The sequence below is a fragment of the Rhizobium sp. 01L410 genome (genome assembly GCF_056400165.1).
This window is the reverse complement of the sequence record NZ_JBFTST010000001.1, coordinates 346,675-358,674: the sequence shown is the minus strand read 5'-3', so window position 1 is coordinate 358,674 and position 12,000 is coordinate 346,675. Positions and strand designations below refer to the sequence as shown.

Here is a 12,000-nt window from a genome sequence, read left to right as displayed (position 1 = left end):
AGCTAAGCCTAGCCGCCGTCGTCGAGCTTCAGGACTGCGCGGCCGCGGGTCAGGTTGGTGACCAGCAGGATGGCTTCGGCGGCTTGTATTTCTGGGATTTCGAGCGTCAGCAGGCATCCCTCGTGATCGAACTGCTCGCCGGTAATCCGCGCCATGACCTGCGACGTCATTTTCGAGCGAACCATCTCCAATTCCTGGAAATTCAGGTGCACCGTGCCGGTGACGGCAGGAATTGTCTCTTCCAGCTCCGCCTCTCTGAGGCAGGCCGCCGCCGTGCCGCCATAGGCGCGCACCAGGCCGCCGGCGCCAAGCAGTACGCCGCCGAACCAGCGGGTGACGATGACAAGCGTCCTGTCGAGCTGGCGCCCTTCCATCACCTGGAAGATCGGCTTTCCGGCGGTGCCCGAGGGCTCGCCGTCGTCGCTGAAGCGATAGATGTTGCCGATCCGCCAAGCGTAGCAATTGTGGTTTGCCGAGGGATCGGAATGTTCGGCGAGTGCAGCCTTGACGGCGGCTTCGCTATCGACAGGAATGGCGACAGCGCGAAACCGGCTCTTCTTGATCACCTGCTCGGTGGCGATCTGGTCTTTCAGGACGAACATGCTGGCTGCCGGATCTGGTGCGTTGGACAGTCCGCCTCATAGCGCAAATGCGTTGCCGTCTCCAGCGTTGCGCAGCTTGCGGTTGGCGAAGCGGCGCGGCTGTGCCACAAGGACTGACGGTGGCTGATAATCCAGGGGAATCAACGTGACGATCGGGCTCGCTCATGCCGAACTCATGGCCGTGGTGACGGCTGTGACAAAGGACGAGCCGCGCGTCATGACCGTGCGTGCCGGTGAGGCGCTGCCGTCCGGCCCCTTCGAGCTCGGACACCGGACGCTGCAAAGCGGCCTTCGCGAGTGGATACAGGAGCAGACCGGCCACCCGATCGGCTATCTTGAGCAGCTCTATACATTTGCGGATCGTGACCGGAACAACGAAATCCTCGGCGGACGGACGATATCGATCAGCTATCTCGGCCTAGTGCGCGAACAGGATGCGCCAGGTGCGGGTCGTCCGGCCTGGCATGGATGGTACGAATATCTTCCCTGGGAGGACCATCGCCAGGGGCGGCCGGAGGTGCTGGCCGAGGTGATGCAGAAGCTGCGGCTGTGGGCCGATGCCGATCCGATCCGGCGCGATCAGCGCCACAAGCGCGCCGACTTCACCTTCGGGCTTGATGGCGGCGGCTGGAACGAGGATCTGACGCTGCAGCGCTACGAGCTACTCTACGAAGCCGGCTTGCTAGCCGAGGCCGGTGTCGAGGGGGTGAATTTCGGGCGCCCGATGTTTGCCGATCACCGGCGGATTCTGGCGACCGGCGTTGCCCGGCTGCGCGCCAAGATCAAGTACCGGCCTGTCGTCTTCGAGCTGATGCCGGAAAGCTTCACGCTGCTGCAGCTGCAGCGCACCGTCGAGGCGCTGGCCGGGCTAGGGCTCCACAAACAGAATTTCCGCCGATTGATCGAACAGCAGGAACTGGTCGAGGAAACCGGCGGCATGACCAGCGAAACCGGCGGACGTCCGGCCAAGCTCTTCCGCTTCCGTCCGACCGTCGTCGAAGAACGCGCTCTCTCCGGAACGAAACTGCCTCTCTCCCGCAATTGACATATGCTCAGTATGAGAATATCTATTTGCTCCGATAATGCTCAAATTGAGCATAAAGGAGATCGCCATGAATCGCCCCCTATCAGCCGCGTCCCTCTATGACCGCGTCAGCCGCGTCATTCCCAAAGCCGAATGGATGTCGTTCGAAGACGATGTCGAGGCCATCCTCGAACTCAAGCGCAAGCGCAATGCCGTCATCCTGGCGCATAACTACCAAACGCCGGAGATCTTTCACGGCGTTGCCGATATCGTCGGCGACAGTCTGGCGCTGGCGCGCAAGGCCATCGATGTCGATGCCGACGTCATCGTTCTTGCCGGGGTGCATTTCATGGCGGAGACGGCAAAGCTGCTCAATCCGGCAAAGACCGTGCTGATCCCCGACATGGCGGCAGGCTGTTCGCTGGCGGATTCGATCACGCCCGAAGATATCGCCCTGTTGCGTCAGGCCCATCCCGGCGTCCCCGTTATCACCTATGTGAACACCTCAGCCGCGGTGAAGGCGGCGTCCGATATCTGCTGCACGTCGGGCAACGCCAAGCAGGTGGTGGAGTCGCTCGGCGTCCCCCGGGTGCTGATGATCCCCGACGAATACCTGGCGCGCAACGTCGCCCGGGAAACCAATGTCGAGATTATCGCCTGGCACGGGCATTGCGAGGTGCACGAACTGTTTTCGGCCGATGACGTCAGGCAGTTGCGCGAAAATCATCCAGGCGTCACCGTCCTCGCGCATCCCGAATGCCCGCCCGATGTGGTGGCGGAAGCGGATTTTGCTGGATCGACGGCGGTGATGTCCGACTATGTCAGCGCAAGGAAGCCGGCGCGCGTGGTTCTGCTGACCGAATGCTCGATGAGCGACAACGTCGCGGTGCATCATCCCGATGTCGAATTCATCCGCCCCTGCAATCTCTGCCCGCATATGAAGCGGATCACGCTCTCCAATATCCGCACCGCGCTGGAGGAAAACCGCCATGAGGTGATCGTGGATGCCGGCGTTGCCGTCGCGGCGCGGCGGGCGGTGGAGAGGATGCTGGCGATATGACCGAGATCCTCGACTATCTCTCCGGCCGTCCCGTGATCGTCGGCAGCGGTCTAGCCGGGCTGATTGCCGCACTGACGCTGTCGCCGGAGCCCTCCGTTCTCGTCACCCGCAGCACCTTGGGCACCGAAACATCGAGCGCCTGGGCGCAGGGCGGCATTGCCGCCAGTGTCGGCGCCGATGACAGCCCGAGCCTGCATCTCGCCGATACGCTGGCTGCCGGTGACGGTCTGTGTTACGCCGAGGCTGCTGCGGACATTCTCGGCGAAGCATCCGAGGTCATCCGGGTTTTGCAACGTCTCGGCGTCGTCTTCGACAGGAACGCCGACGGTGCGCTTTCCCTTGGCCTAGAGGCCGCCCATTCTCGCCGCCGCATCGTCCATGCCGGTGGCGACGGATCGGGCGCGGCGATCATCCGCGCACTCGCGGCTGCCGTCCGCGCCGATCCGGCAATCACGGTGATTGAAGGCGTCGAAGCGCGCCAGGTCCTCACAGAAGATGGCGTCGTCTGCGGCCTCCTTTGTGCGGGACCGGCTGGCGGCATTGTCCTGCCTTCCTCGCGCGTCCTGCTGGCGACCGGCGGGATCGGCGGGCTTTACGAGGCGACCACCAACCCGGCCGGAAACTTTGGCCAGGGCGTTGCGCTTGCGGCGCGCGCCGGGGCATTTCTTGCCGATATGGAATTCGTGCAGTTCCACCCGACGGCGCTCGATAGCCGCCGCCGTCCGCTGGCGCTCGTCAGCGAAGCGGTGCGGGGCGAAGGCGCCGAGCTTGTCAACGAGCGCGGTGAGCGGTTCATGGCCAGCGTGCCGGGCGCCGAACTGGCGCCGCGCGATGTCGTGGCCCGCGCCATCAGCGCCGAGATCGCCCGCGGCGGACGCGTGTTCCTTGATGCTCGCCGAACGCTCGGAACGCGGTTCGGCGCGCGCTTTCCCGCGATCGCCGCCCTTTGCCACGAAGCCGGTATCGATCCGGGCAGCGCGCCGATCCCGGTTCGTCCGGCAGTTCACTATCATATGGGCGGCATTGCCACGGATCGCGGCGGCCGCACCAGCGTGACCGGACTTTGGGTGGCAGGCGAGGCTGCATCGACAGGCCTTCACGGCGCCAACCGGCTGGCAAGCAACTCGCTGCTCGAAGCGGCGGTGATGGGCATGCGTGCCGCCCGCGATATGGCTTCATCGGCAATCAAGGCGAGCCTCGGGGCGGTTCCCGCCTTGCCGCCGGACCCCGAAACAAGCCTGGTCCGGCCGATCGTCTCGCGCCATCTCGGGGTTCTGCGCAATGCAGGCGCCATCCATGGCGCGATCGCATCACTATTGCCTCTGGCGGAAAGCGAAGGTCCGGCCTCCGATCCCGCGATCGTGGCGCTTTCCATTGCCGTCTTTGCGAGTCTGCGCCAGGAATCACGCGGGGCGCATGCGCGGACCGATTTCCCGTTGCGGCAGGCCGTTGCGCGCAGGCGGATGATGACGCTTGCCGAGGTGCTGGAGATCGCCCGCGCCGCCGCCTCCCATGATTTTGCAAGGAGTGCCTGAGATGAGCCTCGTTCCCCTGCCGCGCCTGATCATCGAACCGCTGGTCCGGGCAGCCCTGGCCGAAGATCTCGGTCTTGCCGGTGACATCACCTCGGCTGCCGTCATCCCCGCAGACCACCGCTCCACGGTCGTCATGGCGTCGCGGCAGCCGGGTATCATTGCCGGTCTGGATGCGGCCGAGCTCGCCTTTCAGCTCGTCGATCCCGCGATCGTCATGGAGCGACACCTGCAGGACGGCATGGCGGTCAGGTCCGGTGACGTGATTGCAACGATATCAGGTCCGTCGCGGGGCCTTTTGACCGGCGAGCGCACGGCGCTGAATTTTCTCTCGCATCTCTCGGGGATCGCCTCGGTAACCGCTTCTATCGCCGAGGCGATCTCCGGAACGAAGGCCTCGGTTGCCTGCACGCGCAAGACGACGCCGGGGCTTCGGGCGCTGGAAAAATATGCGGTGAGGGCGGGCGGCGGCATGAACCATCGCTTTGCGCTCTATGATGCCGTGCTGATCAAGGACAACCATATCGCAATCGCAGGCAGCATCCGCGAGGCGTTGCGCCGAGCCAAATCGGCTGCCGGGCACATGGTCAAGATCGAGATCGAGGTGGATACGCTCGATCAGTTCCGGGAGGTGATGGACGAGGGCGTGGATGCCGTGCTTCTCGACAACATGCAGCCGGCCATGCTGCGCCAGGCCGTCGATATCGTCGCCGGCCGGGCGATCACCGAAGCCTCGGGGCGCATCACGCCGGCGACCGCGCCTGACATCGCTGCATCAGGCGTCGATCTGATCTCCGTTGGCTGGATAACGCATAGCGCGCCGATCCTAGATATCGGTCTCGATTTCAAAAGCGCGAACTGACCGCCGGGCCGCATCCCGTCTCGATTGATCGCCCGGAGAGCCGCCCGGCCAGCCTCGCTGCCGTTCGCAAAATCCAACCTTGATGTCTTCGCAGTCATCCGGGATGATGGCGCCGCGCGCGGGTAGGGACATTCGTTTGCGCGACATTTTCAGCTGCCATAATTCCATTTCGCTTGCCCTTTCGACAATCAACCCCGAACGACAGAGGACGACCGATCATGACCAATCATTTCGTCACGACCAAAGACGGCGTGCAGATTTTCTACAAGGACTGGGGTCCGAAGGATGCCCAGCCGATCGTGTTCCATCACGGCTGGCCGCTTTCGGCCGATGACTGGGACAACCAGATGCTGTTCTTCCTTCATCACGGCTATCGCGTCATCGCCCATGACCGGCGCGGCCACGGACGCTCCGCGCAGGTGAGCGAAGGTCACGACATGGATCACTACGCGGCCGACGCGTCCGCCGTGGTAGAACATCTCGATCTGAAGAATTCCGTTCATATCGGCCATTCCACCGGAGGCGGGCAGGTCGCACGCTATGTCGCCAAATTCGGCGAGCCGCAGGGCCGTGTTGCCAAGGCGGTGCTTGTCAGCGCCGTGCCGCCGTTGATGGTCAAGACGGACGCCAATCCGGGCGGCCTGCCGATCGATGCGTTTGACGGTTTGCGCAAGGCGCTTGCCGACAATCGTGCCCAGTTCTTCCTCGACGTTCCGGCTGGCCCCTTCTACGGTTACAACCGTCCGGGCGCGACGGTTTCGGATGGCGTGATCCGCAACTGGTGGCGTCAGGGCATGATGGGCAGCGCCAAGGCGCATTACGAAGGTATCAAGGCCTTCTCGGAAACCGACCAGACCGAAGACCTGAAAAGCATCTCGGTGCCGACTTTGGTGCTGCATGGCGACGACGACCAGATCGTGCCGATCGGCGCATCCGCGTATGAATCGATCAAGCTGCTGAAGAACGGCACGCTGAAGGTCTACAAGGGCTTTCCGCATGGCATGCTGACAACCCATGCCGACATCCTGAATGCCGATCTGCTGGCCTTCATCAAAGGCTGATCGCTGAAAAACCATCGCCGCTGCGGCCACTTTTGTGCCGCAGCGGTCTTTCCGCGGTGGGTGCCGATGCTCTGCCCGGTCGCTGGCCCGCCTTGCAATGCGGCGCCTCTCACCCTATCTTTCCGTCATCACTCACATAACAAACCGCGGCATGACCGGCTCGAAAGCCGGTCGCCCGGCGTTTTTGCCGGACTATGCCGGCCGCCAAGAGGCGGCAAAGGATTTCATTTGAACAAGACGAATACCGCGATTGCGCCTGCCGCGGCAGCGCCGCGCAAGCGCGAAGAGGCCGTGAAACGGCCCACCAAGAATTGGAAGCCCGATCCCTGCCTGCTGACGCGGCGGGAACTGAAGGCGATCATCGCCAGGCAGCTGGGCTGAGACATCACAAACGAAGAAGGAGAAGACCATGCAGGTTCTGGTTAGAGACAACAATGTCGAGCAGGCGCTTCGTGTGCTGAAGAAGAAATTGCAGAAGGAAGGCGTCTTTCGCGAGATGAAGGAACGCCGCGCCTACGAAAAGCCCTCGGAACGCCGGGTTCGCGAGCACGCGCAGGCCGTGTCCCGCCACCGCAAGGCTGCCCGCAAGCAGCTGCAGCGCGAAGGTCTCCTGCCTGCTGCTAAACGCAAAGTATCGGCACGGTAACGATCGCGCCGCCGGACTGCGGTCCGGCGGACGGGACATGAAAGGGTTGTGCGATGGAAGAACTTTACAGCTTGAATGTTTCGGACGAGAGACTTGAGGATTGCCGCGATGTGATCGAGCCCGATCTCCAGGATCTGATCCGCGCGGCGATCGCCTCGGGGTTCACGGCGGAAGAGGTGCTGATTTCGATCAGCGAGCTCGTGGCGGAAGATTTTGCCTTTGCGGTCAGGACACCAAGTGTTCATTAATTGCCCGCCAGATGGGCATGCTATGCATCATACGCAATGCTGTCCAGTTGTCTTAGCGCTGCAAATCCCGACCGGCTTAAATTATATATTTCTCATCGAAGCGAACGGAGCGCCGATTGGGGCAGCAGGGTTCGCAAAGCCCACGGAAGGGGACCGAGATGAACGTAGCACGCTCTTTCAATAACTGGCGCAAGTACCGTCAGACCGTTGCAGAACTGGGTCGCATGACGAACCGCGAACTGCACGACCTCGGCATCGACCGCGGTGATATCCGCTCGGTCGCACGCTCTGCCGCCGGCCGCTAATCGGCCCGCGAAGTCTTCAGAGTTTCTATCGGAAACGCCGGTTCATTCGAGCCGGCGTTTTTGTTTGTCTGTTTTTCCAGCGTCCCGCCTCATGCATGGCAGGTCTGCGATTGCCGCCAATGCTCATGGCAGAGGCATGATGCGAGGCGCGCCGGAAGCGACACTCTGTTCAATGGCGCGTGGCTATATTCCGGCGCGCCGGCGTGGCAAGACAGCGGCAACGAAACCTTGCGGATGACAGCATCATGAAAAAGATCGGTTTTCTCTCATTCGGGCACTGGACGCCCTCCCCGCAATCGCAAACCCGCACGGCGGGCGACACGTTGCTGCAGTCGATCGACCTGGCGGTGGCCGCCGAGGAGCTCGGCGCCGACGGCGCTTATTTCCGCGTGCACCACTTTGCCCGCCAGCTGGCATCGCCGTTTCCGCTTCTGGCGGCAGTCGGCGCGAAGACCAAGCGGATCGAGATCGGTACCGCGGTCATCGACATGCGCTACGAAAACCCGCTCTACATGGCCGAAGATGCCGGAGCGGCGGACCTGATCTCCGGCGGCCGCCTGCAGCTCGGCATCAGCCGTGGTTCGCCGGAGCAGGTGATCGATGGCTACCGCTATTTCGGCTACGCCCCAGCTGAGGGCGAGAGCGATGCCGATATGGGCCGCCGCCACACAGAGGTGTTTCTGGACGTGCTGCGCGGAGAGGGCTTTGCGGAGCCCAATCCGCGGCCGATGTTTCCGAACCCGCCGGGCCTGCTGCGCCTCGAACCGCATTCCGAGGGCCTGCGTGAGCGTATCTGGTGGGGATCGAGCTCCAATGCGACCTCCATCTGGGCTGCCAAGCTCGGAATGAACCTGCAGAGCTCGACGCTGAAGACCGACGAGAGCGGCAAGCCGTTCCATATCCAGCAGACTGAACAGATCCGCATCTATCGCGAAGCCTGGAAGGAAGCAGGGCATGCGCGCGAGCCGCGGGTCTCCGTCAGCCGCAGCATCTTCGCTCTGATGAACGACATGGACCGCGCCTATTTCGGCGCCAGCGGCAACAGCCAGGACCAGATCGGAAATATCGATCCGCAGACGCAGGCGATCTTCGGCCGCTCTTACGCCGCAGAACCCGACCGGCTGATCGCCCAGCTGAAACAGGACGAGGCGATCGCCGAGGCCGACACGCTTTTGCTGACCGTGCCGAACCAGCTGGGTGTCGACTACAACGCGCATGTGATCGAGAGCATCCTCAAGCATGTGGCTCCAGCGCTCGGCTGGCGGTAGAACGCCCTCAAGGATGGCATCCACAGCAATTTCGCTATAAGTCATTGCGGCAATGTTTCCGCGTGACAGAAACTCGATGCAACAATATACAGTCAATGCGGGAACTACGTCCCGCATTGGCCCCTGTATCGACGGATCACAGATGAAAGACTGGCACCCAGATCTCAACCGCTCTTCCAGCCCGCGCTATATGGCGATTGCCGATCTGATCGAGATGGATCTGCGCAGCGGTGTCCTTGCGGCTGGTGACCGCTTACCGCCGCAGCGCGAGCTCGCTAAACGCCTCAACATCGATTTCACCACGGTTGCCCGCGGCTATGTCGAAGCGCGCAAGCGCGGACTTGTCGGTTCGCATGTCGGCCGCGGCACCTTTGTCACGGGCGGTCAGGGAAAAGAGCGCCGCGGGTTTGCTGCCGAAGCCGTTGCCGATCCGCGGCGCGACGCCGTCGCAGATTTCTCGATGAACCTTCCGCCCGAGCCCGATGACGCCGAGCTTCTGGAGCGAATGCGCGATGGCATGGCAACCGTCGCCGCCAATCTGATCCCGCTGCTGCGCTATCAGGGATTTGGCGGTTCGGCGATGGACAAGGAGGCGGCCGGCGTCTGGCTTGGCCGCCGCGGTCTGGCGCCGTCGCAGGAGCGCATCTTCGTCACGCCCGGCGCGCATCCGGCGCTGCTTGCTATTTTCGGTATGCTGGCGCGGCCGGGCGACACCGTTCTCTCCGAAACCATCACCTATCCCGGCATGCGTTCGATCGCCGCCCAGCTGCGGCTCAATCTCTCGGGGCTGGCGATGGATGAAGAGGGCATTCTTCCGGATGGGCTGGCCGATGCCTGCGAGAGGCTGAAGCCGAAAGCGCTATACCTCAACCCGACCCTGCAGAACCCGTTGACGCTGACCATTCCGCAGCAGCGCCGCGAGGCGATCGCGGCGGTCGCACGCAAATATCATCTGCCTATCGTCGAAGACGATGCCTATGGCTTCATCCCTGCCGATGGCCCGCCGCCGCTGGCGGCGATTGCGCCGGAGCTCACCTGGCATATCGGCGGTCTGGCGAAATGCATCGGCGCCGGCCTGCGGTTGGCCTTCGTCGTGGCGCCCGATACCAAGGCGATCTGGCCGTTTATCAGCGCCATGCGCACTGGCAACGTCATGGCCTCGCCGCTCAATCTGGCGCTGGCGACCCAGTGGATCGAAGACGGTACCGCCGATTCCATCCTCCACTTCATCCGCACTGAGTCGACGGCCCGCCAGCAGATGGTGGCAAGGATCCTGCCTGTCGGCAGCTATAAGGCGGATCCGATCAGCTTCAACATCTGGCTGCCGCTGACGAATGGCTGGACGAGGTCGACCTTCAGCAGCCATATGCGCAACTCCGGTATCGGCGTCGTCGCGAGTGACGCCTTCACCGTCGATGGCCCGGCGCCGGAGGCCGTGCGTGTCTGCATCGGCGGGCCGATCACCAGAGAGCGTCTGCAGGGCGCGCTGGATTTCATGGCGCATGCGCTGGAAGGCTCGCCAGAGATGACGGCGTCGTTTTTCTGATCCCGCCCTGGATTTAACGCGTTGGCGGCAGCGGCGCGTCACGGCGCTGGAGATGGCTTCTTAACTTTATGATCAAATCGCTGCGGCATTGTGCCTAATAGACTCGCAATCCGCGTTCAATGTAATTACATTGTATGCATACATTAAGGGGCATTGATCCAATCAATAGATGCCGCGCAACCTGAAAAGCGAGATCACCGTGGATACCGAATATCCTCCTCTTCCCCCCATGCAGACCGGCATTCGCGGCCGTTGTCCGCGATGCGGGCAGGGGCACATGTTCAAGGGCTTCTTGACGCTTCGGACGGAGTGCGAGGCTTGCGGACTGGATTACTCCTTCGCCGATCCGGCCGACGGCCCGGCCTTCTTCGTCATCTGCTTTGCCTGCGTCCCCAGCGTGCTGCTCGGCGTGTGGCTGGAGGTCGCCTTCTCGGCGCCGCTCTGGGTGCAGTTCCTGGTGACAGGCCCGTTCATGCTGGCGACCTGTATTCCGCCGCTGAGGCCGCTGAAAGGCTGGCTCGTCGCCAGCCAGTATTTCTACAAGGCCGAGGAAGGCAAACTTGCGCGGCGGGAGATCAGTCCCGCAAGCTGATTGATTTTTTTGACCATATGGCCCGGCCATTCTCCCCTCGGAGGATGGTCGAGTTTTGCATTTTGCGCTTCGCGTCAGACCGACGACGGGCCGGTTGACGGCTCGGTAAACCAGTTGGCGCCGGTCTCCGACATGTAGATATGGTCTTCCAGGCGAACCCCGAACTGGCCCGGGAAGACGATCATCGGTTCGTTGGAAAAACACATGCCAGCCGCCAGAGGCGTCTTGTTGCCGCGGACGATGAACGGCCCTTCGTGGATTTCGAGCCCCAGTCCGTGGCCCGCGCGGTGCGGCAGGCCGGGCAGCCGATAGTCCGGGCCCAGCCCATGGTTGGCAAAAGTCTTGCGGGCGGCGGCATCCAGCGTCTCGCAGGCCGCACCAAGCGTTGCCGCACCGAAAACCGCCAGCTGTCCGTCGCGCTCGATCGACCAGGCGCGCTCGAATTCGCTGGTGGGATCAAGCATGTAGGTCCGGGTCAGATCGGAATGGTAGCCGTCGATCCGGCAGCCGGTGTCGACGAGAATGACGTCGCCATCCTGCAGGATCTGCTCGCCATCGGCGCCATGCGGCAGCGCCGTGGCGGCGCCGAAGGAGACGATGCAGAAGCTCGAGCCGTTATCGGCGCCTGCCGCGCGGTGCTGCTGGTCGATGAACCGGACCACTTCCGATGCGGCGATGCCGGGCTTGATCATCTCGCGGACCTTGCCGTGAATGCCGAGCGTCAGCTTCATCGCATATTGAATGATGGCGATCTCGGCTGGCGATTTGGTGAGGCGCAACGCATTGATCATTGGCCCGGCATCGACGAGCCTTGCGGCACCGATCTTTTCGGCGAAGGCATGGTAGAAGGCGAGCGGCAGCGCATCGTCGAGCGCCAGCTTGCCTGAAGCGCCTGCAAGCTGCGCGACGATGGCCGAGGGGCTTTCCTCTTCCTGCCAGACCAGCAGATCGCCCGGAAGATGCGGCAGCGTCTCGAAGCGGCTAAGCTCGAAGCCCGGCACGATATAGGTGAGCCTGTCTTCGGTGACGACAGCGCCAAGCAGGCGCTCGCTCAGATGCCAGACGAGGCCGGTGAAGTAGCGCAGGCTCTCCGTCGGGCCGAGAAGCGTGGCGGCAATGCCGCGTTCCCGCATGCTCTGGCGAAGCCGGTCTAGGCGGGCGGCCCGCTCGTTTTCAGTGATGGCGGCTACCGGGTGGCTCCATGCCTGCTGCGTCATGCTCATATCCACTTTTGATCATAGATCCCGCCGTCAA

Annotated in this window: 14 protein-coding genes; 12 read left to right on the top strand and 2 right to left on the bottom strand. The window is 63.0% G+C overall.

Going from position 1 to position 12,000, the window contains the following annotated elements; genetic code table 11:
- Nucleotides 1-8: 8 nt before the first annotated feature.
- Nucleotides 9-602: an IMPACT family protein gene (locus AC1DV9_RS01660; RefSeq protein WP_477945814.1), complete on the bottom strand. Its 594-nt coding sequence runs from the start codon at nt 600-602 to the stop codon at nt 9-11.
- Between the two features lie 145 nt (nt 603-747).
- Here AC1DV9_RS01660 and AC1DV9_RS01655 point away from each other — a divergent pair, with 145 nt between their 5' ends.
- The 12 genes from AC1DV9_RS01655 (at nt 748) to AC1DV9_RS01600 (ending at nt 10,746) form a co-directional block, all read left to right on the top strand.
- The gene (locus AC1DV9_RS01655; protein WP_477945812.1) at nt 748-1,647 is read left to right on the top strand and encodes an NUDIX hydrolase; all 900 of its coding nucleotides are present in this window, start codon (nt 748-750) and stop codon (nt 1,645-1,647) included.
- Nucleotides 1,648-1,714: 67 nt separating this feature from the next.
- Nucleotides 1,715-2,686 (top strand): quinolinate synthase NadA, encoded by a 972-nt coding sequence (gene nadA, locus AC1DV9_RS01650; RefSeq protein WP_477945810.1) that lies wholly within the window; start codon nt 1,715-1,717, stop codon nt 2,684-2,686.
- The gene (locus AC1DV9_RS01645) at nt 2,683-4,221 is read left to right on the top strand and encodes an L-aspartate oxidase (RefSeq protein WP_477945808.1); all 1,539 of its coding nucleotides are present in this window, start codon (nt 2,683-2,685) and stop codon (nt 4,219-4,221) included. The genes nadA and AC1DV9_RS01645 overlap by 4 nt, the downstream gene beginning before the upstream one ends.
- Nucleotides 4,199-5,080 carry a carboxylating nicotinate-nucleotide diphosphorylase gene (gene nadC / locus AC1DV9_RS01640; protein WP_477945807.1) on the top strand — a complete coding sequence of 294 codons (882 nt, stop codon included), beginning with the start codon at nt 4,199-4,201 and terminating at the stop codon, nt 5,078-5,080. Before AC1DV9_RS01645 ends, nadC begins: the two co-directional genes overlap by 23 nt.
- Before the next feature lie 218 nt (nt 5,081-5,298).
- Nucleotides 5,299-6,141 carry an alpha/beta fold hydrolase gene (locus tag AC1DV9_RS01635; RefSeq protein ID WP_477945805.1) on the top strand — a complete coding sequence of 281 codons (843 nt, stop codon included), beginning with the start codon at nt 5,299-5,301 and terminating at the stop codon, nt 6,139-6,141.
- A 228-nt stretch (nt 6,142-6,369) separates the two neighbouring features.
- Nucleotides 6,370-6,522: a hypothetical protein gene (locus AC1DV9_RS01630; RefSeq protein ID WP_310290866.1), complete on the top strand. Its 153-nt coding sequence runs from the start codon at nt 6,370-6,372 to the stop codon at nt 6,520-6,522.
- Between the two features lie 28 nt (nt 6,523-6,550).
- Nucleotides 6,551-6,787, top strand: a complete 237-nt coding sequence (gene rpsU, locus AC1DV9_RS01625; RefSeq protein ID WP_112444127.1) for a 30S ribosomal protein S21 — start codon at nt 6,551-6,553, stop codon at nt 6,785-6,787.
- 53 nt (nt 6,788-6,840) lie between these two features.
- On the top strand, nt 6,841-7,035 hold the full coding sequence (locus AC1DV9_RS01620) for a hypothetical protein (protein WP_112388587.1): 195 nt from the start codon (nt 6,841-6,843) through the stop codon (nt 7,033-7,035).
- Between the two features lie 158 nt (nt 7,036-7,193).
- On the top strand, nt 7,194-7,340 hold the full coding sequence (locus AC1DV9_RS01615) for a DUF1127 domain-containing protein (RefSeq protein WP_112514601.1): 147 nt from the start codon (nt 7,194-7,196) through the stop codon (nt 7,338-7,340).
- A gap of 245 nt (nt 7,341-7,585) precedes the next feature.
- Entirely contained in the window at nt 7,586-8,608 is a 1,023-nt protein-coding gene (locus AC1DV9_RS01610) for an LLM class flavin-dependent oxidoreductase (protein WP_477945803.1), read from the top strand.
- Between the two features lie 142 nt (nt 8,609-8,750).
- Complete coding sequence (locus AC1DV9_RS01605; RefSeq protein ID WP_477945801.1) at nt 8,751-10,154, top strand: aminotransferase-like domain-containing protein; 1,404 nt, start codon at nt 8,751-8,753, stop codon at nt 10,152-10,154.
- A 199-nt stretch (nt 10,155-10,353) separates the two neighbouring features.
- Nucleotides 10,354-10,746 (top strand): DUF983 domain-containing protein, encoded by a 393-nt coding sequence (locus tag AC1DV9_RS01600; RefSeq protein WP_112389017.1) that lies wholly within the window; start codon nt 10,354-10,356, stop codon nt 10,744-10,746.
- A gap of 74 nt (nt 10,747-10,820) precedes the next feature.
- Here AC1DV9_RS01600 and AC1DV9_RS01595 read toward each other — a convergent pair whose 3' ends face one another.
- Nucleotides 10,821-11,963 carry a M24 family metallopeptidase gene (locus tag AC1DV9_RS01595; RefSeq protein ID WP_477945799.1) on the bottom strand — a complete coding sequence of 381 codons (1,143 nt, stop codon included), beginning with the start codon at nt 11,961-11,963 and terminating at the stop codon, nt 10,821-10,823.
- Nucleotides 11,964-12,000 lie beyond the last annotated feature (37 nt).